Genomic DNA, 24,193 nt, shown 5'->3' with positions numbered 1-24,193 from the left:
CAGTTGTAGGCCCGGTAAGGCGTAGCCGCCACCGGGCATTTTACGCCTGCCCGTCCATCAGGCGGCTGATATGAATACTTAACCACGTCAGCTCATCTTTCGGCAGGGTGAGCTGATATTTATCCTGCACGTAATCGCGGATCGCCCATGCCACGGTCATCGCGTCCGGGCGGTGGCGCATCAGCTCCTGATAAAAATCTTCGGTCTCGCTGAGGGCGATTTTCCCGGCCAGTACCCGCTCCGCAAAGTAACGCAGATGGGTGATAAAGCGCATGTAGTTAACCGACCGGGTATCGACGGCTTTGCCCAGTTTATAGCGCACGATATCGGCGATGCGGTTGACCAGTTCAACCTGCTGATGAGCGGTGCTGTCGTCGTCCTGGCTGCTGGCGTTGATCAGATGAAAGGCGATGTTTACCGCCTCGTCTTCAGGTAACGCAACGTCAAACTTCTCATTGACCTGCGCGCGCGCCTGCAACCCCACGCTGTACTCCTGCGGATAGTAGCGCTTCACTTCCCAGCTCAGCTTATTCAGGATTGTCTGCCCGCTCCGGCTGCGCTCCACCGCAAAATGCAGATGCTCCGCCAGGGTAAACAGCAAGACGGAATTGAGCTTATCTCCGCACAGGCTGCGCGCGAGGGTAAGAATGTCATGGCTAATGTCGAAGAAGGCCGCAGGAATGGTGTCCGTCAGGGATAAAAAATGGCGGGATTTAAGATCGCTCAGCGGCAGGAATACTTTCTCCACCTGCGTCAGGTCGATATTGGTACCGGGTTTCGCCCCAAAGCCGATCCCCTTGCCGAACAAAATCATCTCCCGCTGATCGCTGTCGACCAGCAGCATACTGTTATTAAGCGACTTTTTTATCGTTATCACGGTTATTCCTGCGGCATGGCCGGTTAGCTCATGTCTGCGCCATTGCTGGCGATCACTTTTTTGTACCACCAGAAGGAGTCTTTTTTCAGGCGTTTTAGCGTGCCGTTGCCTTCATCATCCTGATCGACATAGATAAAACCGTAGCGCTTAGACATCTGCGAGGTGCCCGCACTGATAATGTCTATGCATCCCCAGGTGGTGAATCCCATCACATCCACCCCTTCATTAATAGCTGCCAAAGTTTGCTCGAAGTGGGCGCGGAAATAGTCGATACGGTAGCTGTCGTGGATCTCGCCGTTTTCGACCACATCCTTCGCGCCCAGACCGTTCTCAACGATAAACAGCGGCTTCTGGTAACGGTCGTATAGCTCCAGCAGGGAGATTTTCAGCCCGACAGGATCGATCTGCCAGCCCCATTCGGACGCGGGCAGGTAGGGGTTTTTCACCCCGAGAACGGTATTGCCCGGGATGCGCTCAACGTCCGGCTGGGTCGATTCGGTCATCGACATGTAGTAACTAAAGGAGACGAAGTCGACGGTATGATCCTTTAAAATACGCCGATCGTCGGCCTGCATCTGGATCTGAATGTCACGACGCGCAAGATCGCGCAGGATCAACGGCGGATATTCGCCAAATACCTGAACGTCGGCGTAGAAGTAGTTCTCCAGATTCTTTTTCAGCGTCGCTTCCACATCTTCGGGACGACAACTGTGGGGATAGGTCGTGAGCTTGGTCAGCATGCACCCGACCTGGCTACCCGGGATTTTGGCATGGCAGTAGCGTGTCACCAGCGCAGAGGCGACAAACTGGTGATGCAGCCCCTGGTAGATATCCTGCTGCGCTTTGCCGGGGGCGCTTTTCTCTTCGCGGATGCCCGCGGTGGTAAACGGGTGGCGGTGGATACTGTCGATCTCATTGAACGTCAGCCAGTAGCGCACCAGCTCTTTGTAGCGGTCAAAACAGACGTTGCTGAAGCGCACGAAAGCATCCACCACGTTGCGGTGCACCCAACCGTTATATTTTTCGCTCAGGGCCAGCGGCATCTCGTAGTGAGAAAGCGTCACCAGCGGCTCAATATTATGGCGACGCAATTCGCGGAACATGTCTTCATAAAACTGCAGTCCCGCCTCATTGGGCGCGCTGTCTTCGCCGGTGGGGAAGATACGTGACCAGGCGATGGACACGCGCAGCACCTTATAGCCCATCTCGGCAAACAGGGCGATATCGTCCTTATAGTGGTGATAAAAATCGATGCCGCGGCGCTTCGGATAGCGCGCGTCGTTTTTACCTTCAAACGCGTCGCGGATATTCTCGTCCGTCAGCGCCATATGGCCACTGTAATCCTTCACGGACAGGTTGGGCTTCCAGGTGATGGCGTCAGCGACGGAGGGCCCTTTGCCATCCACATTCCATGCCCCTTCGGCCTGATTGGCGGCTATCGCGCCGCCCCATAAAAAACCTTGCGGAAACGGGAGGGATTTTTCCATTACACGGACTCCTTAAGCGTCATGATGATATGCGGGTCTGGATTCTTATCGTCGGTATTACCTGGTGTCAGCGAAAAGCGTTCGCCGTTAGTGACCACCATCATCACCACCGGATCGAGCCCGGCGGCCGTGATGGTATCAAGAGAAAATTCAATGAGCGTGTCGCCGCTCTTTACGTGCTGGCCTTCCACCACCCGTGGGGAAAAGCCTTCGCCTTGCAGCCTGATGGTGTCGATACCGATGTGGAAAATCAGCTCGACGCCCGCATCGGTGAGCAGGCTCAGCGCATGGCCGCTTTCAAATACGTTCACGATGGTTCCATTCGCCGGGGCACGCAGTACCCCCTGAGAAGGGATAATGGCGATCCCATCGCCCATGATTTTGCGGGAGAAAACGTCGTCGTTTACCTTCTCAAGCGGGATGATTTGCCCCTCGACCGGACGGGTGAAACTCAGCGCGTCGCTTTTTTCAGACGCTTTATCGCGCCAGAGCAGCAGAGCGCTGATAAACGCCACGGCAAAAGATAACCCTGCCCCGGCAAAGGCCCAGACGATATTCATGGCGTTATCCGGCGAGACAAACATCGAGATGCTGGCAAGCCCAGGGCCGACGAGCGCAAAGGCCTCAATCGCCATCCAGCCGATAAATGCCCCGCCCACAACGCTGCCGAGGATCACGCTGTAGAGCGCTTTTTTATTCAGCAAAGTGACGCCATAGAGTGCCGGTTCGGTAATGCCGAACAGCGCGGAGATCCCGGCGGAGAAGGCGGTGGATTTCAGCACCTTATCTTTGCTTTTGAGCGCAATCGCCAGACAGGCCCCGGACTCGGCAATGTTGTGCGCCAGAGAGGCCGGCAGATAGAGCATCTCGCGCCCGAACTGGCTCATGGAGGCCACGGCGTACGGCAGCATCGGCTTGTGCATCCCGGCGGCGACCATAAAGGGCAGGGCGGCGGCCAGCAGCCCGGTTGCCACAAAGCCAAGTTTGCCGTACAGCCACAAAATCACCGTTGCCAGGCCGGCTCCCAACTCGTAACCCAGCGGTCCCAGGATCAGCAGCGTGACCGGGACCGTCACCAGAAGAGAGAGCATCGGCGAGAGGAAAATGCGCAGCGCGCCGGGGGAATAGCGGTTAAATAGCTTCTCCGTCTGGGCGTAAAAGAGTACGCACAGAATGGCGGGGAAGACCTGCGATGCATAGGCCACGTTGCGCAGATCAAACGACATGAACGCCGTGCCGTCTGCCAGCTGTTTGGTCATTGCCGGCAGCACCATGACGGAGACCGCCGAGACGGCAACCAGTACGTTCACTTTCAGCTTCATCGCCGTGGTGATCGCCACCAGAATGGGCAGGAAGTAGAGTGGCGCAGAGCCGATGTTATCCAGCACCTTGTAGGTTGAACTGTCGCGGCTGAGCCAGCCCATGACGTCCAGCAACAGCAGCAGCGACTTCAGCACGCCGCCACCGGCAATGGCAGGCACCAGCGGCTGAAAAACGCTGATGACGAAATCGACAATCTGCGCGCCACGCGAGGTTTTAGCCGCCGCGTGTTGGCCTGCGGACTGAGGCGACCCCACCAGCGAGCGCACCGCTTCAAAAACCTGCACCACGTCATGACCAATAATCACCTGACACTGCACGTTCACCCGCACGCCCAGGACGCCGTCGACCTTTGCCAGTGCCGTCTCATTGACCTTGTTATTGTCATACAGGCTCAGCCGCAAGCGGGTAGAGCAGTGTTCGATATGTTCGATATTTTCAGCACCGCCGACCTGAGCGATGATTTCCAGCGCTGTTTGCAAGTGGTTCATGTTCTGGCCCCTGTCTCCAGAGCAAAAAAAAGACCTGAACCCCCTCTGCGCTCGAAAACGGAGAGGGGGTTCAGGTCTTGCCTACGGATCGTAGTTACACGCCTGTGGTTTTTATATCGTCCGGATTGTGATTAAAAGTCAAACGGTCACGTCTCTTTGCGTATTGAAATGTGAGCCGCTTAACTTTTTTTACCGCCGTACTGGCGGAACCACGCCAGCATTCGCTGCCAGCCATCTTTCGCTGACTCTTCGTGATAGCTCGGTCGGTAATCGGCATTAAACGCGTGTCCCGCGCCCGGATAGACCACAATCTCCGCCGTTGCGTTTGCCGCCCGCAGGGCATGACGCATCGTCTCGACGGTATCCAGCGGAATGCCGGTGTCTTCGGCACCATAGAGCCCAAGCACGGGGGCGTTTAAATCGGTGGCAATATCAACCGGATGCTTCGGTGAATTCAGGGTCTTCTCGCCGACCAGCTTGCCATACCACGCCACGGCCGCTTTCAGCTGCGGGTTGTGCGCGGCATACAGCCAATTGATGCGCCCGCCCCAGCAGAAGCCGGTCGCCAGCAGGCGATGGGGATCGCCGCCATTGCGCGCTGCCCAGTTGGCGACGTGATCGAGATCCGCCAGCACCTGTGCGTCCGGCACTTTGCTCACCAGGTTGCTGAACAGGGTGGGGATGTCGCTGTACTCGTTCGGATCGCCCTGGCGGAAATAGAGCTCCGGTGCGACCGCCAGATACCCTTCCAGCGCCAGACGACGGCAGAGGTCGCGAATATGTTCATGCACGCCGAAAATTTCCTGAATCACAATGACGATCGGCAGCGGCCCTTCCGCATCTTTTGGCCGGGCATGATAAGCGGGCATATTGTCGCCCTGGGTCGGAATGGAGGTCTCTCCGGCGGAAATCGCATCGCCGGCGGTGGTGACTACGGTTGACGTTTGTAGGTCAGCAGCAGGTGCAAATCCAGTTTTTCCAGTCATGGCATTCTCCGTACCAATTAGCGCAAAGTTAAATATAGTCCGCAGGTTATCAATCCACAGTGCCCGAAACAGGCTATCTTTTGTGCAAGCGTGATCGATATAACTTGTTAATGTGATGTTAGTCACCTTTTTATGGTAATTAACTGCAATCAATTTCATTCCCGGTGATGTCTGTCACGAAAATAAGCTGTTTGCTTCGGTAAAGTACCGCTTTGCTTCTGCTGACAAACTGACCCACAGAGGAGTTTTCTATGTCTAAGTCTGATGTTTTTCATCTCGGCCTCACTAAAAACGATTTACAAGGGGCTACGCTCGCTATCGTCCCTGGCGATCCAGAGCGTGTGGAAAAGATCGCCGCGCTGATGGATAAGCCGGTTAAGCTGGCATCTCATCGTGAATTTACCACCTGGCGCGCAGAGCTGGACGGAAAACCGGTAATCGTCTGTTCAACCGGTATTGGTGGCCCGTCTACCTCTATCGCCGTTGAAGAGCTGGCGCAGCTGGGCATCCGTACTTTCCTGCGTATCGGTACCACCGGCGCAATCCAGCCGCATATCAACGTTGGCGACGTGCTGGTCACCACGGCGTCCGTTCGTCTGGATGGCGCAAGCCTGCACTTTGCGCCGATGGAGTTCCCGGCAGTGGCCGACTTCGAGTGCACCACCGCGCTGGTGGAAGCGGCGAAATCCGTTGGCGCAACCACCCACGTGGGTGTAACCGCCTCGTCTGACACCTTCTACCCAGGCCAGGAGCGCTACGACACCTTCTCCGGTCGCGTGGTTAGCCGCTTCAAAGGCTCAATGGAAGAGTGGCAGTCCATGGGCGTGATGAACTATGAAATGGAATCCGCCACGCTGCTGACCATGTGCGCAAGCCAGGGTCTGCGTGCCGGTATGGTTGCAGGTGTCATTGTTAACCGGACTCAGCAAGAGATCCCGAACGCCGAGACCATGAAGCAGACCGAAAGCCACGCGGTGAAAATCGTGGTGGAAGCGGCCCGCCGCCTGCTGTAATTCTCCCCTTTTCTACGCTAAAGGCCGACCCGTTCGGCCTTTTTCTTTGCGTAACGCCTCGCAGAAAACTCTTTTCAAACTGGACGTTTATACAGCACAATTCTATTTTGTGCGGGTCATACCTTGATGCAGGGGGCGTCGTGGATATCTCTGTCCTTTTTTATGCCGTTATTGCGCTGGTTAGCGTCGGCGTGGGCTGGCTGTTCGCCAGCTACCAGCATGCGCAGCAAAAAGCCGATCAGCTGGCCGAACGTGAAGAGATGGTGGCCGATCTCAGCGCATTGCGACAGAACATTGCCCAAAGCGGGCACTGGCGCGACGAGTGCGAGCTGCTCAATAACGAACTGCGCAATCTGCGGGATATCAACACCTCGCTGGAAGCCGACCTGCGCGAAGTCACCACCCGCCTGGAATCGACCCAACTGCATGCGGAAGACAAAATCCGCCAGATGATCAACAGCGAACAGCGTCTGAGCGAGCAGTTCGAAAACCTGGCGAACCGCATCTTTGAGCAGAGCAATCGCCGTGTCGATGAACAAAACCGCCAGAGCCTGAACGGCCTGCTGACGCCTCTGCGTGAACAGCTGGACGGTTTTCGTCGTCAGGTGCAGGACAGCTTTGGCCAGGAGGCGCGGGAGCGGCATACCCTGGCCCATGAGATCCGCAACCTCCAGCAGCTGAATGCCCAAATGGCGCAGGAGGCAATCAACCTCACCAAAGCGCTGAAAGGCGACAATAAAACTCAGGGTAACTGGGGGGAAGTTGTCCTGACCCGCGTGCTGGAAGCCTCCGGCCTGCGCGAAGGGCATGAATACCAGACCCAGGTCAGCATTGAAACGGAGAATCGCGCGCGAATGCAGCCCGACGTTATTGTCCGTCTGCCGCAGGAAAAAGACGTGGTCATCGACGCCAAAATGACGCTGGTGGCCTATGAGCGCTACTTCAACGCCGAGGACGACTACACCCGCGAGGCGGCGCTGCAGGAGCATATTGCCTCGGTGCGTAACCATATCCGTCTGCTGGGGCGCAAAGATTATCAGCAGCTTCCCGGCCTGCGTTCGCTGGACTACGTGCTGATGTTTATCCCGGTTGAGCCGGCCTTCTTACTGGCGCTGGACCGTCAGCCGGAGCTGATCTCCGAGGCGCTGAAAAACAACATTATGCTGGTGAGCCCGACCACGCTGCTGGTGGCGCTGCGCACCATCGCTAACCTCTGGCGCTACGAGCACCAGAGCCGCAATGCCCAGCAGATTGCCGATCGCGCCAGCCGCCTGTACGACAAAATGCGCCTGTTCGTCGATGATATGTCTTCGGTCGGGCAGAGCCTGGATCGCGCCCAGGAGAACTATCGCCAGGCGATGAAAAAGCTGGCGTCCGGGCGCGGAAACCTGCTGGCACAGGCCGAATCCTTCCGCAGCCTTGGCGTGGAAGTTAAACGCGAGATTAATCCGGAATTGGTCGAGCAGGCCACCGCGCAGGATGAAGAGTACCGGCTGCGCAATGACGGGGCTGTTCAAAAGACAAACAACACCTTAGCGGATGCTCACGCACCGGCAGACCCCCTGGAGCGTTATTCCCGGGGAGGTTGAATCGTAGGGCAAATGCGCCCAATCTGTTACACTTCTCGTACATTTGACTGATAAGCAGGCTCTGAGATGGTTGAAGATTCACAAGACACAACGCACTTTGGCTTTCAGACTGTCGCTAAAGCGCAGAAAGCTGACATGGTGGCCCACGTATTCCATTCCGTGGCGGCGAAGTACGATGTAATGAATGACCTGATGTCATTTGGCATTCATCGCTTGTGGAAACGCTTCACTATTGACTGTAGCGGCGTACGTCGTGGGCAAACCGTGCTGGATCTGGCGGGCGGTACCGGCGACCTGACGGCGAAATTCTCGCGTCTGGTGGGTGAAACCGGCCGCGTTGTGCTGGCTGACATCAACGACTCCATGCTGAAAATGGGTCGTGAAAAACTGCGCAATATCGGCGTGGTCGGCAACGTTGAATATGTCCAGGCTAACGCTGAGGCGCTGCCTTTCCCGGATAACACCTTTGACTGCATCACCATCTCGTTCGGTCTGCGTAACGTCACCGATAAAGAGAAAGCGCTGCGTTCCATGTACCGTGTCCTGAAACCGGGTGGACGTCTGCTGGTGCTGGAGTTCTCCAAACCGATTATTGAGCCGCTGAGCAAAGCGTACGACGCCTATTCGTTCCACATTCTGCCGCGCATTGGCGAAGTGGTGGCTAACGACGCCGACAGCTATCGCTACCTGGCCGAATCTATCCGTATGCACCCCAACCAGGACACCCTGAAAGCCATGATGCAGGACGCAGGCTTCGACAATGTTAATTACTTCAACATGACGGCGGGCGTTGTGGCGCTGCATCGCGGTTACAAGTTCTGAGTGGAGGTGGCGAATGCCGTTTAAACCCTTGATCACAGCGGGCGTTGAGAACGTACTCAATACTTTTCTGTATCGCTCACCTGCGCTGAAAACGGCGCGTCAGCGGCTGAACGGCAAGGTGCTGCGGGTGGTGGTAAAAGAGTTTTCGACCCCTCTGGTGCTGGTTTTCAGCGAGTGCCAACTCGACGTGCTGGGCGAGTGGGAAGGCGAGGCGGACTGCTCCGTTATCACCCATATGAGCACGCTGCCTAAACTGCGCGATCGCCAGCAGCTCACTGCTCTGATCCGCAGCGGTGAGCTGGAGGTCGAAGGCGACATTCAGGTGGTGCAGAACTTCGTTGCGCTGGCCGATCTGGCGGAATTCGATCCGGCCGAGCTGCTGGCCCCCTGGACGGGCGATATTGCCGCAGAGGGGATCGGTAAAGTGCTGCGCGGCGGCGCCTCTTTTCTGAAGAAAGGTTTTCAGCGTCAACAGCGCTATGCTGCGGAAGTGCTTACCGAAGAGTGGCGTATGGCGCCCGGGCCGCTGGAAGCGGCATGGTTTGCAGAAGAAACCGCCGCGGTTGAGCGTTCGGTTGACGCACTGACAAAACGGCTTGAAAAGCTGGAGGGCAAATGACGCCAGGTGAAATTCGGCGCCTCTATTTTATCATCCGCACCTTTTTGAGCTACGGGCTCGATGAGTTGATCCCTCGAATGCGCATCACATTGCCGCTGCGCCTCTGGCGGCAAACGCTTTTCTGGATGCCAAATCGTCATAAAGACAAGCTGCTTGGTGAACGGCTGCGTCTGGCGCTGCAGGAGCTGGGTCCGGTGTGGATCAAGTTCGGCCAGATGCTCTCGACCCGCCGCGATCTCTTCCCACCCCTGATTGCCGATCAGCTGGCCCTGCTGCAGGACAAAGTCGCCCCGTTCGACGGTCGGCTGGCAAAGCAGCAGATCGAAAAAGCGATGGGCGATATCCCGGTAGAGAGCTGGTTTGATGATTTTGACATTCAACCCCTGGCCTCGGCCTCCATTGCCCAGGTGCATACCGCACGGCTGAAAGAGAATGGCAAAGAGGTGGTCATCAAGGTGATCCGCCCGGATATTCTGCCAATCATCAGAGCCGACATGAAGCTCATCTACCGTCTCGCCCGCTGGGTGCCGCGCCTGCTGCCGGATGGCCGTCGCCTGCGCCCGTTGGAAGTGGTGCGCGAATATGAAAAGACGCTGATTGATGAGCTGAACTTGCTGCGTGAATCGGCAAACGCCATTCAACTGCGCCGTAACTTTGAAAACAGCCCGATGCTGTACGTGCCGGAAGTCTATTCCGACTACTGCAGTCAGGACATGATGGTGATGGAGCGCATCTACGGGATCCCGGTCTCTGATGTCGCGACCCTGGAAAAGCAGGGCACCAACATGAAGCTGCTGGCGGAGCGTGGCGTGCAGGTCTTCTTCACCCAGGTGTTCCGCGACAGCTTCTTCCATGCCGACATGCACCCGGGCAACATCTTCGTCAGCTACGAACATCCTGAAGATCCGCAATACATTGGCATCGACTGCGGTATCGTCGGCTCGCTGAACAAAGAAGATAAGCGCTACCTGGCAGAGAACTTTATCGCCTTCTTTAACCGCGATTACCGCAAAGTGGCCGAACTGCACGTCGATTCCGGCTGGGTTCCGCCGGATACCAACGTCGAAGAGTTTGAGTTCGCCATTCGTACGGTGTGCGAGCCGATCTTCGAGAAGCCGCTGGCTGAGATCTCATTTGGCCATGTGCTGCTGAACCTGTTCAACACCGCCCGCCGCTTTAATATGGAAGTGCAGCCGCAATTAGTTTTACTTCAGAAAACATTACTTTACGTTGAAGGGGTGGGGAGACAGCTCTATCCTCAGTTAGACTTATGGAAAACGGCAAAACCTTTCCTTGAGTCATGGATCAAAGATCAGGTGGGTCTGCCTGCCCTGTTCCGCTCCCTGAAAGAGAAAGCGCCGTTCTGGATTGAAAAAATGCCCGAATTGCCGGAACTGGTGTATGACAGTTTGCGTCAGAGCAAGAACCTGGAACACAGCGTGGATAAAATTGCTCGCGAACTGCAAACCAACCATGTGCGTCAGGGCCAGTCCCGGTATCTGTTTGGCATTGGCGCCACGCTGCTGTTAAGCGGCACGCTGTTGCTGATAAACCGCCCTGACTGGGAGTTAATGCCCGCCTGGCTGATGGCCGGCGGCGTGGTGGTCTGGCTGGCGGGATGGCGTAAAACGCGCTGAATTGCATCGCTATCGCAGGGCCGCATAACGTATAATGCGGCCTGATTAATTTATCATCTACAACTGAGGAAGATGTATGGGTGGTATCAGTATCTGGCAATTAGTGATCATTGCCGTCATCGTCGTGCTGCTGTTCGGTACCAAAAAGCTTGGCTCTATCGGTTCCGATCTGGGCGCGTCCATTAAAGGCTTCAAGAAAGCGATCAAAGATGATGACGAGAAGCAGGATAAATCCAGCCAGGATGCGGATTTCACTGCTAAATCCATCGCCGATAAACAAGACGATGTCAAAAAGGAAAATGCTAAACGCCACGATAACGAGCAGGTGTAATACGTGTTTGATATCGGTTTTAGCGAACTGCTGCTGGTATTCGTGATTGGCCTCATCGTTCTGGGGCCTCAGCGTCTGCCGGTGGCAGTCAAAACAATTGCAGGCTGGGTGCGCGCGCTACGATCGCTGGCGACAACGGTTCAGAACGAGCTGGCGCAGGAGCTTAAGCTGCAGGAGTTTCAGGATAGCCTGAAAAAAGTAGAGAAGGCGAGCATGGATAACCTGACGCCGGAACTCAAAGCCTCTATGGACGAACTGCGCGAAGCGGCGGAATCCATGAAGCGCTCCTACAGCGTCAACGATCCGGAAAAATCGAGTGATGAAGCCAATACCATTCGCAATCCGCTGGTCAAAGATAACGAAGCGCAGCACGAAGGCGTGACGCCTGCCACTGCTGAACACCAGGCCAGTGCGCCCGAACAGACGCCTTCAGAGCCGGTGATCAAAAAACAAGAACCGACGCCAGCGCCTGCAGAGAAGAAACCTGCACCCGCCGCTGAGCCGTCCTCCTCGTCGAGTGATAAATCGTAAACATGGCAGTAGATGAAACTCAACCGCTGATTACGCACCTGATCGAGCTGCGTAAGCGCCTGATGAACTGCATTATTGCGGTTTGCCTCATTTTTTTAGGCCTGGTCTATTTCGCCAACGACATCTATCAGGTGGTCTCTGCGCCGCTGATTAAGCAGATGCCGCTCGGCGCGACCATGATTGCGACCGACGTCGCCTCGCCGTTCTTCACGCCGATCAAGCTGACCTTCTGGGTATCGCTGATTGCCTCTGCGCCAGTGATCCTCTATCAGGTCTGGGCCTTTATCGCCCCGGCGCTGTATAAGCATGAACGCCGTCTGGTGATCCCGCTGCTGGTCTCCAGCTCGCTGCTGTTCTATATCGGCATGGCCTTTGCCTACTTCGTGGTCTTCCCGCTGGCGTTTGGCTTCCTGGCAAATACCGCGCCGGTAGGGGTGCAGGTTTCAACCGATATCGCCAGCTATCTGAGCTTCGTCATGGCGCTGTTTATGGCCTTTGGTGTGGCGTTTGAGGTGCCGGTTGCCATCGTGCTGCTCTGCTGGGTAGGGGTCACCACCCCGGAAGATTTACGTAAAAAACGCCCGTACATTCTGGTGGGCGCCTTTGTGGTTGGCATGCTGTTAACGCCGCCGGATGTTTTCTCGCAAACCCTGCTGGCGATCCCGATGTATTGCCTGTTTGAGGTGGGTGTCTTCTTCTCGCGCTTCTATACCGGCAAGCGACGTGAAGATCACGAGGAAGAGTCAGAAGAGTAATATCAACCGCCCGCCAGGGCGGTTGTCATATGGGAGCGAGCATGTTTGATATCGGTCTGAACCTGACCAGCCCGCAGTTTGCCCAGGATCGCGATGAGGTCGTCGCCCGGGCCTTCGCCGCAGGCGTAAACGGATTACTGCTGACGGGCACCAACCTGCATGAAAGTGAGCAGGCGCACCAGCTGGCGCAGCGTTACGACCGTTGCTGGTCAACGGCGGGCGTCCATCCTCATGACAGCAGTCAATGGACGGCCGAAAGCGCAGACAGGCTGCGGGCATTAGCCGCCTCGCCGGAAGTGGTGGCTATCGGCGAGTGTGGCCTCGACTTTAATCGCAACTTCTCGACTCCCGCCGAGCAGGAACACGCCTTCAGCGCCCAGCTTGCGCTGGCAGCGGAGCTGGGGATGCCGGTGTTTATGCACTGTCGCGACGCCCATGAGCGTTTTCTGGCGCTGCTGGAGCCATGGCTGGATAAGCTGCCCGGTGCGGTGCTGCACTGTTTTACCGGCACGCGGCAGGAGGCGGCAGATTGTCTGGCGCGCGGTCTGTATCTGGGGATAACCGGATGGGTCTGCGATGAACGACGCGGGCTGGAGTTACGCGAGCTGCTGCCGGTCATTCCTGCCGATCGTCTGCTGATTGAGACCGATGCGCCATACCTGCTACCGCGCGATCTCAGCCCCAAACCGGCATCACGCCGCAACGAACCGGCGTATTTAGGGCATATCCTTGAGCGGGTTGCGCACTGGCGCACAGAGGATGCGCAGTGGCTGGCGGCGCAGACGGATGACAACGTGCGTCGTCTGTTTGGCGTTGAATTTTAAACTTTGCGGAAGCTGGTGTTTTTCACGCTCTGCTTCACTTCTTTATTCAGTAAGTTCAGCAGCAGCATGGAGCGGGCTTCACCGTCCGGCTCAGCGAAAATCGCCACCAGCCCTTCGAACGCTCCTTCGGTGATCACAACATCATCGCCGGAGAAGGGCGTATCAGGATCGGTAATGTCTTCTGGCTGTTTATAGACCGAGAGCTGGTGGATGACGGAAGAGGGCACCGTAGCCGGATGCACGCCAAAGCGCACGAAGTGGCTGACACCGCGCGTCGCATTGATGGTGGTGGTGTGGATCACTTCGGGGTCGAATTCAACAAACAGATAGTTCGGGAACAGCGGCTCGCTGACCGTTGTGCGTCTACCGCGGACCATTTTTTCAAGCGTGATCATGGGCGTCAGGCAGTTCACCGCCTGGCGTTCCAGATGTTCCTGAGCACGCTGAAGTTGCCCGCGCTTGCAATACAGTAAATACCAGGCCTGCATAATGACTCTTTTCCGCTTGTTATGCCGGCAAGCATATCAAAACCCTGGCGGGATCGCTAAGCTGATTATAATGGCAGTACGCAGAAGAAGGCATGAATCTTCACGCTAATTTAACAAAAATACAGCATCACGCAGTCTTACGCCGTATAATGAAACGCTTACAGAGAGAGCTTGACTAACTGCATGAAATACAACGATCTACGCGATTTCCTGGAACTGCTGGAAAAGCAGGGCGAACTCAAACGTATTACCCTTCCTGTCGATCCTTATCTGGAGATGACAGAGATTGCCGACCGCACCCTCCGTGCCGGTGGGCCCGCGCTCCTGTTTGAAAACCCGAAAGGCTACACCATGCCGGTGCTCTGTAACCTGTTTGGTACACCAAAGCGTGTGGCGATGGGCATGGGCCAGGAGGATGTCAGCGCGTTGCGTGAAGTGGGTAAGCTGCTGGCTTTTCTGAAAGAGCCTGAGCCGCCAAAAGGTTTTCGCGATCTCTTTGATAAGCTGCCGCAGTTTAAGCAGGTGCTGAACATGCCGACCAAACGTCTGCGCGGCGCACCCTGCCAGCAGAAAATTGTGGAAGGCGACGCGGTCGATCTGACGCGTATTCCGATCATGCAGTGCTGGCCCGAAGACGCCGCCCCGCTGATCACCTGGGGTCTGACCGTGACGCGCGGTCCGCATAAAGAGCGCCAGAATCTCGGGATCTACCGTCAGCAGCTGATCGGCAAGAACAAACTTATCATGCGCTGGCTGTCGCATCGCGGCGGCGCGCTTGATTTCCAGGAGTGGTGTGCGGCGCATCCGGGCGAACGCTTTCCGGTATCCGTGGCGCTGGGTGCCGATCCGGCCACCATTCTCGGCGCGGTGACGCCGGTGCCGGACACGCTGTCCGAATACGCCTTTGCCGGGTTACTGCGCGGCACCAAAACCGAAGTGGTGAAGTGCATTTCTAACGATCTGGAAGTGCCCGCCAGCGCCGAAATTGTCCTCGAAGGCTACATCGAGGCGGGTGAGATGGCTCCGGAAGGGCCGTATGGCGACCACACCGGCTATTACAATGAAATTGACAACTTCCCGGTATTTACCGTGACGCACATTACCCAGCGGGAAGATGCAATTTACCACTCCACCTACACCGGACGTCCGCCGGATGAACCTGCCGTACTCGGCGTGGCGCTTAACGAAGTGTTTGTGCCTATTCTGCAAAAGCAGTTTCCGGAAATTGTTGATTTTTATCTGCCGCCGGAAGGATGCTCTTATCGCCTGGCGGTGGTGACCATTAAGAAGCAGTACGCGGGTCACGCAAAACGGGTGATGATGGGCGTATGGTCTTTCCTGCGCCAGTTTATGTATACCAAGTTTGTGATCGTTTGCGATGATGACGTCAATGCCCGTGACTGGAATGACGTTATCTGGGCCATCACCACCCGTATGGACCCGGCACGCGATACCGTGTTAGTTGAAAACACGCCGATTGATTACCTGGATTTTGCCTCGCCGGTTTCCGGTCTTGGCTCAAAAATGGGACTGGATGCCACCAATAAATGGCCCGGCGAAACCCAACGTGAATGGGGTCGACCGATCAAAAAGGATCCTGAGGTGACTGCGCGAATTGACGCGATCTGGGATGAACTGGCCATAATGAATAACGGTACGCAGGATTCCGACCGTTAAGCCTTATAGACTTACCGACTGACAGAGAGAGCGAATGACAACCTTAAGCTGTAAAGTGACCTCGGTAGACGCTATCACCGACACTGTATATCGCGTCCGTTTAGTACCTGAATCGGCGTTCTCCTTCCGCGCTGGCCAGTATCTGATGGTGGTGATGGATGAGCGGGATAAGCGTCCTTTCTCAATGGCCTCCACGCCGGACGAGCAAGAGTTTATCGAGCTGCACATTGGGGCGTCAGAGCTCAACCTGTATGCGATGGCGGTGATGGATCGCATTCTGAAAGAGAACGAGATCGAGATTGATATCCCTCACGGGGAAGCCTGGCTGCGCGATGATGAAGAGCGTCCGCTGATCCTGATTGCCGGCGGCACCGGTTTCTCCTACGCACGCTCCATCCTGCTGACGGCGCTGGCGCGTAACCCGGACCGCGATATCACCATCTACTGGGGTGGCCGTGAGTCGAAGCACCTTTACGATCTCTCCGAGCTGGAAGCGCTGAGCGTGACCCATCCTAACCTGCGCGTTGAGCCAGTGGTGGAGCAGCCTGAAGAGGGCTGGCGCGGTCGCAGCGGCACCGTGTTAACGGCGGTACTGCAGGATCATGGCACTCTGGTAAACCACGATATCTATATTGCCGGTCGTTTCGAGATGGCGAAAATTGCCCGCGACCTGTTCTGCAACGAGCGTGGCGCGCGTGAAGATCGTCTGTTTGGCGACGCGTTTGCGTTTATCTGAGACGAAAAAAACCCGCCCCTGACAGGCGGGAAAACGGCAACTAAACCTTTCCCCGTCATCATTCACGCTGCCTCTTTGTTGGCTGCCTTTGCTCACCCCGGTCACATAGTTAACTATGTTCCCGGGGATTCGCGCAGTTGCCGCCGCGATGCAACGCGAATGATTTAGGGGAATATTCTTCGATTACACCCTCTCAAATACCGTCGCGATCCCCTGACCCAACCCGATACACATGGTCGCCAGACCAAACTGGGCATCTTTGCGTTCCATCAGGTTGATAAGCGTGGTGCTGATACGCGCCCCGGAACAGCCCAGCGGATGACCCAGAGCGATGGCACCGCCGTTGAGGTTAATCTTCTCGTCGATCTGATCCATCAGTCCCAGATCCTTAATGCACGGCAGGATCTGCGCGGCGAAGGCTTCGTTCATCTCGAAAACGTCGATATCGCTGGTGGTAAGCCCGGCTTTTTTCAGCGCCAGCTTCGACGCCGGTACCGGGCCGTAACCCATAATTGACGGATCGCAGCCGACCACCGCCATCGAGCGGATGCGCGCCCGCGGCGTCAGTCCCAGTTCGCGGGCGCGGCTTTCGCTCATCACCAGCATGGCGGCAGCACCGTCGGATAGGGCGGAAGAGCTGCCCGCCGTCACTGTACCGGTCACCGGATCAAAGGCCGGTTTCAGCGTCGAGAGCGCTTCGACGGTGGTTTCCGGGCGGATCACTTCGTCGAAGTAGAACTGCTTGAGCACGCCATCGGCGTCGTGACCGCCGGTTGGCAAAATTTCATTTTTGAAGGCGCCGGACTGCGTCGCGGCCCAGGCGCGGGCGTGCGAGCGGGCGGCAAAGCTGTCCTGCATTTCGCGACTGATACCGTGCAGGCGGGAGAGCATCTCCGCCGTCAGCCCCATCATGCCCGCGGCTTTTGCCACGTTGCGGCTCATGCCGGGATGGAAATCGACGCCGTGGCTCATCGGCACGTGGCCCATGTGCTCCACGCCGCCAATCATGCACACCTGCGCGTCGCCGGTCATGATCATGCGTGCCGCATCGTGCAGGGCCTGCATCGACGAACCGCACAGGCGGTTGACGGTAACAGCCGGTACCGAGTGCGGAATTTCCGCCAGCAGCGCGGCGTTACGGGCGATGTTGAAGCCCTGTTCCAGGGTCTGCTGCACGCAGCCCCAGTAGATATCGTCCAGCGCGGTAGCCTCCAGCGCCGGGTTGCGCGCCAGCAGGCTACGCATTAAATGTGCGGAGAGATCTTCCGCGCGCACGTGACGAAATGCGCCGCCCTTCGAACGGCCCATCGGGGTGCGAATTGCATCGACAATGACAACCTGTTCCATTGTGACTCCTTAAGCCGTTTTCAGTGCGCCAACCGGACGGGCAGGCTCAACCGGGGGATAGTACGCTTCGTTGTGACGCGCTTTATTACGCAGACCTTCCGGAGCCTGATACAGCGGGCCGAGATGCTCGTACTGCTGCGTCATATCCAGATAGCGGGCGCTGCCGAGCGTATCCAGCCAGCGGAACGCGCCGCCGTGGAACGGAGGGAAGCCCAGGCCGTAGACCAGCGCCATATCGGCTTCCGCCGGGCTGGCGATAATGCCCTCTTCGAGACAGCGCACCACTTCGTTGACCATCGGGATCATCATGCGGGCAACGATCTCTTCGTCGCTGAAATCGCGCTTCGCGTTGCTGACGTCTGCCAGCAGGCTATCCACGGTGGCGTCTTCCTCTTTCTTCGGCTTGCCTTTGCTGTCTTCTTTATAACGCCAGAAACCGAGGCCGTTTTTCTGACCGTAGCGACTGGATTCGAAGAGCGCGTCGATAGCATCGCGATAATCTTTCTGCATCCGCTCCGGGAAACCTGCCGCCATCACCGCCTGGGCGTGATGGGCGGTATCAATGCCGACGACGTCCAGCAGATAGGCCGGGCCCATTGGCCAGCCAAACTGTTTTTCCATCACTTTATCGATCTTGCGGAAGTCAGCTCCGTCGCGCAGCAGCTGGCTGAAACCGGCAAAGTACGGGAACAGCACGCGGTTGACGAAGAAGCCCGGACAGTCGTTAACCACAATCGGGGTTTTGCCCATCTTGCTGGCCCACGCCACCACTTTGGCGATGGTTTCATCGGACGTCTTCTCTCCGCGAATCACTTCAACCAGCGGCATGCGGTGCACCGGGTTAAAGAAGTGCATCCCGCAGAAGTTTTCCGGGCGCTTCAGGACGCTGGCCAGTTCGCCGATGGGAATCGTCGAGGTGTTGGACGCCAGCACGGTATCCGGACGTACCTTGTCTTCTGTTTCCGCCAGCACCGCTTTTTTCACTTTCGGGTTTTCGACGACCGCTTCAACAACCACGTCCACGCGATCGAACCCGCTGTATTCCAGGGTCGGATGGATGGTGGAGATCACCCCGGAGAGCTTCAGGCCGTCAATCTTGCCGCGTTCCAGCTGTTTATTCAGCAGCTTGGCCGCTTCGGTCATGCCCAGGGTCAGCGATTTGTCGTTGATATCTTTCATGACTACAGGCACGCCTTTCCAGGCGGACTGATATGCGATGCCGCCGCCCATGATGCCTGCGCCCAGCACTGCGGCCTGTTTTGGCGTCTCGACATTTTTGGTGAGCTGCTTCGCTTTGCCCTTCACGAACTGGTCGTTGAGGAAAATACCCACCAGAGCACGCGCTTCGTTAGTGTGAGCCAGCGGGACGAAACTTTGATTTTCTAATTTCAGTGCTTCATCACGGCCCAGACGTGCGGCAGCTTCGATGGTTTTCACCGCCGTAACAGGCGCCGGATAGTGTTTACCCGCCGTCTGCATCACCATGCCTTTGGCGATGGTGAAGCTCATGGTGGCTTCAATCTTACTTAAGTGCAGTGGCTCCAGTTTCGGCTGGCGTTTCGCTTTCCAGTCGAGATCGCCGTTAATCGCCTGGCGCAGGATCGCCACTGCCCCTTCGCGCAGTTTTTCAGGCTTCACCACGCCATCAACCAGACCAAGCTTCAGCGCCTGATCGGCACCGACATCTTTACCGGCGGCGATGATCTCAAGGGCGCTGTCGGCACCCAGCAGGCGCGGCAGACGGACCGAGCCGCCAAAGCCCGGCATAATGCCCAGTTTGGTTTCCGGCAGGCCGATGCGCAGATCCGGCGTCGCCAGACGGTAATCGGTGGCCAGTACGCATTCGCAGCCGCCGCCCAGCGCATAGCCATTGACTGCGGAAATCGTCGGGACCGGAAGATCTTCCAGACGGTTAAAGACGCTGTTGGCGAAATGCAGCCACTGGCTCAGCTGCTCCTGAGGCACCAGGAACAGCGAGAGGAATTCGGTAATGTCCGCGCCGACGATAAATGCCGCTTTTTCGGAACGCAGCAGCAGACCTTTTAAATCGGTTTGTTTTTCAAGAACGTCCAGAGCATGGCCAAGGCTGGCCACGGTTGCGGTGTCCAGCTTATTCACTGAGCCGGGGGCGTCGAATACCAGTTCGGCAATGCCACCTTCCAGCCAGTCTACGTACAGGGTGTCGCCTTTGTAGAGCATGTCAGTCTCCTGAATCCAGCAATTGGATCTGGTCATACCAGATGAATCGGAGTGTGGGTTTTGTGTTAATGAAATGCAAATTAGTCATTAAATAATTGTAGGCCCGATCACGCTCGGTGAAGATCACGCAGCCTTTCTGAGGTGTGCTAAGATGCGGAGACTTGAGGTCAAAACGAAAGGAATAATGATGGACTCACTGGCCGCGCTCTACAAAAATCATATTGTTACCTTACAGGAACGTACCCGCGACGTACTGGCTCGCTTTAAGCTGGATGCCCTGCTTATCCACTCCGGCGAGCTGTTCAATGTCTTCCTCGACGATCATGCTTATCCTTTCAAGGTGAATCCGCAATTTAAAGCCTGGGTGCCGGTTACGCAGGTTCCCAACTGCTGGTTGCTGGTGGATGGCGTGAACAAGCCGAAACTGTGGTTCTACCTGCCGGTGGATTACTGGCACAACGTGGAACCGCTGCCGACCTCCTTCTGGACGGACGAAGTCGAGGTGATTGCCCTGCCGAAAGCTGACGGCATTGGCAGTCAGTTACCTGCAGCACGCGGCAACATCGCCTATATTGGCCCAGTGCCTGAACGCGCGCGCGGTCTGGAGATCGCTGCGGATAACATCAACCCGAAAGGCGTTATCGACTATCTGCATTACTACCGCTCTTATAAGACCGACTATGAACTGGCGTGCATGCGTGAAGCGCAAAAAACCGCGGTGAACGGCCATCGTGCGGCGCATGAAGCCTTCCTGTCCGGCATGAGCGAGTTTGATATTAACCAGGCCTACCTGACGGCCACCGGCCATCGTGATACCGACGTCCCTTACAGCAACATCGTGGCGCTGAACGAGCACGCGGCGGTACTGCACTACACGAAACTCGATCACCGCGCGCCGTCCGAAATGCGCAGCTTCCTGCTGGATGCCGGTGCGGAATATAACGGCTATGCCGCTGACCTCACCCGTACCTGGGCCGGGAACAGCGACACCGAGTTCGCTGCGCTTATCAAAGACGTGAACGACGAGCAGTTGGCCCTGATCGCTACCATGAAAGCGGGCGTAAGCTACGTGGATTACCATGTCCAGTTCCATCAACGCATTGCGAAGCTGCTGCGTAAGCACCAGATCGTCAGCGATATGAGCGAAGAGGCGATGGTGGAAAACGACCTGACCGGGCCATTTATGCCGCACGGCATCGGTCACCCGTTGGGTTTGCAGGTACACGACACCGCAGGCTTTATGCAGGATGACACCGGTACGCATCTGGCAGCGCCGTCCAAATATCCGTACCTGCGCTGTACGCGCGTCCTGCAGCCGCGCATGGTGCTGACCATCGAGCCGGGCATCTACTTTATTGAGTCGCTGCTGGCACCGTGGCGTGAAGGGCAGTTCAGCAAACACTTCAACTGGCAGAAGATTGAAGCGCTGAAGCCGTTTGGCGGGATCCGTATCGAAGATAACGTGGTGATCCACGAAAACGGTACTGAAAACATGACGCGAGACCTGAAGCTGGCGTAATGGAAAGCTGGCTCATACCGGCAGCGCCGGTCACCTTTACGGAAGAGATCAAGAAAAGCCGTTTTATCACGCTGTTGGCCCATACCGACGGCGTGGAGGCGGCAAAAGCCTTTGTTGAGTCGGTACGCGCGGAACATCCTGACGCCCGCCACCACTGTGTGGCGTGGGTGGCCGGGCCGCCTGACGACTCGCAAAAACTCGGCTTCTCGGATGATGGTGAACCGGCGGGCACGGCGGGCAAACCCATGCTCTCTCAGCTAATGGGCAGCGGCGTTGGCGAAATCACCGCCGTCGTGGTGCGATACTACGGCGGCGTACTGTTAGGAACGGGCGGGCTGGTCAAGGCCTATGGCGGTGGTGTCCAACAGGCGCTGAATCATCTGACTACCCTCCGCAAAACACCACTTACCGAATATACTTTATTGTGCGATTACGCCCAGTTATCTGGCATCGAAGCGTTGCTGAAGCAGTATCAAGGCCTGATCGTACACAGTGATTACCAGGCGATGGTGCAATTGCGGGTAGCGCTACCCCAGGCGTCGCTTCCGGCATTCTCAGCAAAACTGGCTGATTTTAGTCGTGGTTCGTTGCAATTACGGCCGATTGAAGAATAATCCCCACCTTACTTTTTGAATACCTAAGGAAGCGGCAGAGATGCATTTTCGTGCCATAACCCGAATCGTTGGATTGCTGGTCATACTTTTTTCCGGGACGATGATCCTCCCTGGACTGGTGGCGCTTATTTATCGGGATGGTGCGGGCCGCGCCTTTACGCAGACCTTTTTCGTCGCGCTGATGATTGGCTCCCTGCTGTGGTGGCCTAACCGTCGTCAGAAAGGGGAGCTGAAATCCCGCGAAGGCTTCCTTATCGTGGTGCTGTTCTGGACCGTACTGGGAAGCGTGGGTTCGCTGCCCTTTATCTTCTCTGAACAACCCAACCTGAGCATTACGGACGCGTTTTTTGAATCTTTCTCTGGCCTGACAACAACCGGGGCCACGACGCTGGTGGGGCTGGACTCGTTACCCCATGCCATCCTCTTCTACCGGCAGATGCTGCAGTGGTTCGGCGGTATGGGGATCATCGTATTGGCCGTGGCTATCCTGCCCATACTGGGCGTCGGGGGGATGCAGCTCTATCGTGCCGAGATGCCGGGGCCGCTGAAAGATAACAAAATGCGCCCGCGTATTGCCGAGACGGCCAAAACGTTATGGCTTATCTATGTATTGCTGACGGTGGCCTGCGCGCTGGCGCTGTGGTTCGCCGGGATGCCCGCCTTTGATGCTATCGGCCATAGCTTTGCCACCATCGCTATTGGCGGATTCTCTACCCATGACGCAAGCGTTGGCTACTTTGACAGCCCGACTATCAACACCATTATTGCGGTCTTCCTGCTGATCTCCGGCTGTAACTATGGCCTGCACTTCTCTTTATTAAGCGGCCGTAACCTGAAGGTGTACTGGCGCGACCCGGAATTCCGCATGTTTATCGGCGTGCAGCTGACGCTGGTGGCTATCTGTACCCTGGTGCTGTGGCTACACGATGTCTATAACTCGGCGCTCACCACTCTTAACCAGGCGTTCTTCCAGGTCGTGTCGATGGCGACCACGGCAGGGTTTACCACCGACAGTATTGCGCGCTGGCCGCTCTTCCTGCCTGTCCTGCTGCTCTGTTCGGCTTTCATCGGCGGCTGCGCCGGTTCGACGGGCGGTGGCCTGAAGGTGATCCGCATCCTGCTGCTGTTTAAACAGGGGAACCGCGAGCTGAAACGTCTGGTCCACCCGAATGCGGTTTACAGCATCAAGCTGGGTAACCGCGCGCTGCCGGAACGTATTCTGGAAGCGGTATGGGGCTTCTTCTCCGCCTACGCGCTGGTCTTTATTGTCAGCATGCTGGCGATTATCGCGACCGGCGTCGATGACTTCTCGGCGTTTGCCTCCGTTGTCGCCACACTGAACAACCTGGGGCCAGGTCTTGGCGTGGTTGCAGACAACTTTGCCAGCATGAATCCAGTCGCGAAGTGGATCCTGATTGCTAACATGCTGTTCGGACGTCTTGAGGTCTTTACGCTGTTGGTCCTCTTTACACCAACATTCTGGCGCGAATAAGGGAACCGTTTATGAAAACATTAATTCTATTTTCAACGCGCGACGGGCAGACGCGGGAGATTGCCGCCTTTCTGGCTTCGGAGTTAAAAGAGCAGGGTATCTATTCAGATGTCATCAATCTGAACCGCACCGAAGAGATTGCGTGGCAGGAGTATGACCGCGTGGTGATCGGCGCCTCAATTCGTTATGGCCATTTCCATCCGGCGGTGGATCGCTTTGTGAAAAACATACGGCAACGCTGAATAGCCTGCCGGGCGCTTTCTACTCGGTGAACCTGGTGGCGCGTAAAGCGGAAAAGCGTACGCCGCAGACCAATAGCTATACGCGCAAGTTTTTGCTGAGCTCCCCCTGGAAGCCAGTTGCCTGCGCTGTCTTTGCCGGTGCCCTGCGTTACCCACGCTATCGCTGGTACGATCGCTTTATGATCCGTCTTATTATGAAGATGACCGGCGGCGAAACGGATACCCGTAAAGAAGTGGTCTACACCGACTGGTCACAGGTCGCCAGTTTCGCCCGGGAAATTGCGCAATTAACCCGCATGTCGCGGCTTTAATAAACGTAAAGGACGAAAAGTAAGCGAACGGAAAACTTTTTAAGATTTATGCTTGTCACCGTCAGATAACTCCCTATAATGCGCCTCCACTGACACGGAACAACGGCAAACAAGCCGCCGGGTCAGCGGGGTTCGATAAGAACCTCACGGAGAAAAGCAAAAATAATTGCTTGACTCTGAGGCGGGGAAGCGTAATATGCACACCCCGCGCCGCAGCGAAAAAGCGAAGCGGCACTGCTCTTTAACAATTTATCAGACAATCTGTGTGGGCACTCAAAGTGACATG

Annotated in this window: 21 protein-coding genes and 1 pseudogene; 15 read left to right on the top strand and 7 right to left on the bottom strand. The window is 56.6% G+C overall.

Going from position 1 to position 24,193, the window contains the following annotated elements; genetic code table 11:
- Positions 1–40: 40 nt before the first annotated feature.
- The 4 genes from K5I40_RS23055 to K5I40_RS23040 all read right to left on the bottom strand — a co-directional run bounded on the left by K5I40_RS23055 (position 41) and on the right by K5I40_RS23040 (position 5,161).
- A complete protein-coding gene (locus tag K5I40_RS23055) occupies positions 41–877 on the bottom strand; it encodes a transcription antiterminator (protein ID WP_223075761.1) in 837 nt (278 codons plus the stop codon).
- Between the two features lie 23 nt (positions 878–900).
- Complete coding sequence (locus K5I40_RS23050; RefSeq protein ID WP_223075762.1) at positions 901–2,364, bottom strand: glycoside hydrolase family 1 protein; 1,464 nt, start codon at positions 2,362–2,364, stop codon at positions 901–903.
- Positions 2,364–4,175 carry a beta-glucoside-specific PTS transporter subunit IIABC gene (locus K5I40_RS23045; RefSeq protein ID WP_223075763.1) on the bottom strand — a complete coding sequence of 604 codons (1,812 nt, stop codon included), beginning with the start codon at positions 4,173–4,175 and terminating at the stop codon, positions 2,364–2,366. The genes K5I40_RS23050 and K5I40_RS23045 overlap by 1 nt, the downstream gene beginning before the upstream one ends.
- A gap of 179 nt (positions 4,176–4,354) precedes the next feature.
- Positions 4,355–5,161 (bottom strand): dienelactone hydrolase family protein, encoded by an 807-nt coding sequence (locus tag K5I40_RS23040; RefSeq protein WP_223075764.1) that lies wholly within the window; start codon positions 5,159–5,161, stop codon positions 4,355–4,357.
- A gap of 251 nt (positions 5,162–5,412) precedes the next feature.
- On the opposite strand from K5I40_RS23040, the gene udp reads away from it, so the two are divergent.
- From udp to tatD, 9 genes are all read left to right on the top strand, one after another.
- Positions 5,413–6,174 (top strand): uridine phosphorylase, encoded by a 762-nt coding sequence (gene udp / locus K5I40_RS23035; RefSeq protein ID WP_039031192.1) that lies wholly within the window; start codon positions 5,413–5,415, stop codon positions 6,172–6,174.
- Between the two features lie 140 nt (positions 6,175–6,314).
- A complete protein-coding gene (gene rmuC, locus K5I40_RS23030) occupies positions 6,315–7,763 on the top strand; it encodes a DNA recombination protein RmuC (protein WP_223075765.1) in 1,449 nt (482 codons plus the stop codon).
- A gap of 66 nt (positions 7,764–7,829) precedes the next feature.
- Positions 7,830–8,585 (top strand): bifunctional demethylmenaquinone methyltransferase/2-methoxy-6-polyprenyl-1,4-benzoquinol methylase UbiE, encoded by a 756-nt coding sequence (gene ubiE, locus K5I40_RS23025; RefSeq protein WP_039031190.1) that lies wholly within the window; start codon positions 7,830–7,832, stop codon positions 8,583–8,585.
- Positions 8,586–8,598: 13 nt separating this feature from the next.
- Entirely contained in the window at positions 8,599–9,204 is a 606-nt protein-coding gene (ubiJ, locus tag K5I40_RS23020) for a ubiquinone biosynthesis protein UbiJ (RefSeq protein WP_223075766.1), read from the top strand.
- On the top strand, positions 9,201–10,841 hold the full coding sequence (gene ubiB, locus K5I40_RS23015; RefSeq protein WP_039031188.1) for a ubiquinone biosynthesis regulatory protein kinase UbiB: 1,641 nt from the start codon (positions 9,201–9,203) through the stop codon (positions 10,839–10,841). Before ubiJ ends, ubiB begins: the two co-directional genes overlap by 4 nt.
- A 76-nt stretch (positions 10,842–10,917) precedes the next feature.
- Entirely contained in the window at positions 10,918–11,172 is a 255-nt protein-coding gene (gene tatA / locus K5I40_RS23010; protein ID WP_039031187.1) for a Sec-independent protein translocase subunit TatA, read from the top strand.
- 3 nt (positions 11,173–11,175) lie between these two features.
- Positions 11,176–11,703 carry a Sec-independent protein translocase protein TatB gene (gene tatB, locus K5I40_RS23005; RefSeq protein ID WP_039031186.1) on the top strand — a complete coding sequence of 176 codons (528 nt, stop codon included), beginning with the start codon at positions 11,176–11,178 and terminating at the stop codon, positions 11,701–11,703.
- Positions 11,704–11,705: 2 nt separating this feature from the next.
- Entirely contained in the window at positions 11,706–12,458 is a 753-nt protein-coding gene (gene tatC, locus K5I40_RS23000) for a Sec-independent protein translocase subunit TatC (protein ID WP_039031185.1), read from the top strand.
- Between the two features lie 41 nt (positions 12,459–12,499).
- Positions 12,500–13,282, top strand: a complete 783-nt coding sequence (gene tatD, locus K5I40_RS22995) for a 3'-5' ssDNA/RNA exonuclease TatD (RefSeq protein WP_223075767.1) — start codon at positions 12,500–12,502, stop codon at positions 13,280–13,282.
- Here the strand turns inward: tatD and rfaH are convergent.
- On the bottom strand, positions 13,279–13,770 hold the full coding sequence (rfaH, locus tag K5I40_RS22990) for a transcription/translation regulatory transformer protein RfaH (RefSeq protein ID WP_039031183.1): 492 nt from the start codon (positions 13,768–13,770) through the stop codon (positions 13,279–13,281). The two genes, tatD and rfaH, sit on opposite strands and share 4 nt — an antisense overlap.
- Positions 13,771–13,953: 183 nt before the next feature.
- On the opposite strand from rfaH, the gene ubiD reads away from it, so the two are divergent.
- Positions 13,954–15,447: a 4-hydroxy-3-polyprenylbenzoate decarboxylase gene (gene ubiD / locus K5I40_RS22985; RefSeq protein ID WP_223075768.1), complete on the top strand. Its 1,494-nt coding sequence runs from the start codon at positions 13,954–13,956 to the stop codon at positions 15,445–15,447.
- A gap of 34 nt (positions 15,448–15,481) precedes the next feature.
- Entirely contained in the window at positions 15,482–16,183 is a 702-nt protein-coding gene (gene fre, locus K5I40_RS22980) for an NAD(P)H-flavin reductase (RefSeq protein WP_039031181.1), read from the top strand.
- Between the two features lie 183 nt (positions 16,184–16,366).
- Here fre and fadA read toward each other — a convergent pair whose 3' ends face one another.
- Together fadA and fadB are read right to left on the bottom strand one after the other, a co-directional pair.
- Positions 16,367–17,530, bottom strand: coding sequence for an acetyl-CoA C-acyltransferase FadA (gene fadA, locus K5I40_RS22975; protein ID WP_138370958.1), 1,164 nt, complete (start codon positions 17,528–17,530; stop codon positions 16,367–16,369).
- A gap of 9 nt (positions 17,531–17,539) precedes the next feature.
- Positions 17,540–19,729 (bottom strand): fatty acid oxidation complex subunit alpha FadB, encoded by a 2,190-nt coding sequence (gene fadB, locus K5I40_RS22970; RefSeq protein ID WP_223075769.1) that lies wholly within the window; start codon positions 19,727–19,729, stop codon positions 17,540–17,542.
- A gap of 187 nt (positions 19,730–19,916) precedes the next feature.
- On the opposite strand from fadB, the gene pepQ reads away from it, so the two are divergent.
- The 4 genes and pseudogenes from pepQ to hemG all read left to right on the top strand — a co-directional run bounded on the left by pepQ (position 19,917) and on the right by hemG (position 23,907).
- Entirely contained in the window at positions 19,917–21,248 is a 1,332-nt protein-coding gene (pepQ, locus tag K5I40_RS22965) for a Xaa-Pro dipeptidase (RefSeq protein ID WP_223075771.1), read from the top strand.
- Positions 21,248–21,862 carry an IMPACT family protein gene (locus tag K5I40_RS22960; protein ID WP_039031176.1) on the top strand — a complete coding sequence of 205 codons (615 nt, stop codon included), beginning with the start codon at positions 21,248–21,250 and terminating at the stop codon, positions 21,860–21,862. The genes pepQ and K5I40_RS22960 overlap by 1 nt, the downstream gene beginning before the upstream one ends.
- Positions 21,863–21,902: 40 nt before the next feature.
- Positions 21,903–23,354 (top strand): Trk system potassium transporter TrkH, encoded by a 1,452-nt coding sequence (gene trkH / locus K5I40_RS22955; protein ID WP_138370955.1) that lies wholly within the window; start codon positions 21,903–21,905, stop codon positions 23,352–23,354.
- 11 nt (positions 23,355–23,365) lie between these two features.
- A pseudogene (gene hemG, locus K5I40_RS22950) lies at positions 23,366–23,907 on the top strand (menaquinone-dependent protoporphyrinogen IX dehydrogenase).
- Positions 23,908–24,193: the final 286 nt, after the last annotated feature.

It is taken from the genome of Leclercia sp. LTM14 (assembly GCF_023736175.1).
Taxonomy (GTDB): Bacteria; Pseudomonadota; Gammaproteobacteria; order Enterobacterales; family Enterobacteriaceae; genus Enterobacter; species Enterobacter barmai.
This window is presented reverse-complemented; position numbering and strand designations above follow the sequence as displayed.

Coding starts and splice junctions, on each gene's coding strand:
- K5I40_RS23045 (WP_223075763.1), bottom strand. CDS start 4,175: ATGAACCACTTGCAAACAGCGCTGGAAATCATCGCTCAGGTCGGCGGT.
- udp (WP_039031192.1), top strand. CDS start 5,413: ATGTCTAAGTCTGATGTTTTTCATCTCGGCCTCACTAAAAACGATTTA.
- ubiE (WP_039031190.1), top strand. CDS start 7,830: ATGGTTGAAGATTCACAAGACACAACGCACTTTGGCTTTCAGACTGTC.
- K5I40_RS23050 (WP_223075762.1), bottom strand. CDS start 2,364: ATGGAAAAATCCCTCCCGTTTCCGCAAGGTTTTTTATGGGGCGGCGCG.
- fre (WP_039031181.1), top strand. CDS start 15,482: ATGACAACCTTAAGCTGTAAAGTGACCTCGGTAGACGCTATCACCGAC.
- ubiD (WP_223075768.1), top strand. CDS start 13,954: ATGAAATACAACGATCTACGCGATTTCCTGGAACTGCTGGAAAAGCAG.
- fadB (WP_223075769.1), bottom strand. CDS start 19,729: ATGCTCTACAAAGGCGACACCCTGTACGTAGACTGGCTGGAAGGTGGC.
- ubiB (WP_039031188.1), top strand. CDS start 9,201: ATGACGCCAGGTGAAATTCGGCGCCTCTATTTTATCATCCGCACCTTT.
- pepQ (WP_223075771.1), top strand. CDS start 19,917: ATGGACTCACTGGCCGCGCTCTACAAAAATCATATTGTTACCTTACAG.
- K5I40_RS22960 (WP_039031176.1), top strand. CDS start 21,248: ATGGAAAGCTGGCTCATACCGGCAGCGCCGGTCACCTTTACGGAAGAG.
- fadA (WP_138370958.1), bottom strand. CDS start 17,530: ATGGAACAGGTTGTCATTGTCGATGCAATTCGCACCCCGATGGGCCGT.
- rfaH (WP_039031183.1), bottom strand. CDS start 13,770: ATGCAGGCCTGGTATTTACTGTATTGCAAGCGCGGGCAACTTCAGCGT.
- trkH (WP_138370955.1), top strand. CDS start 21,903: ATGCATTTTCGTGCCATAACCCGAATCGTTGGATTGCTGGTCATACTT.
- tatC (WP_039031185.1), top strand. CDS start 11,706: ATGGCAGTAGATGAAACTCAACCGCTGATTACGCACCTGATCGAGCTG.
- K5I40_RS23040 (WP_223075764.1), bottom strand. CDS start 5,161: ATGACTGGAAAAACTGGATTTGCACCTGCTGCTGACCTACAAACGTCA.
- ubiJ (WP_223075766.1), top strand. CDS start 8,599: ATGCCGTTTAAACCCTTGATCACAGCGGGCGTTGAGAACGTACTCAAT.
- tatA (WP_039031187.1), top strand. CDS start 10,918: ATGGGTGGTATCAGTATCTGGCAATTAGTGATCATTGCCGTCATCGTC.
- tatD (WP_223075767.1), top strand. CDS start 12,500: ATGTTTGATATCGGTCTGAACCTGACCAGCCCGCAGTTTGCCCAGGAT.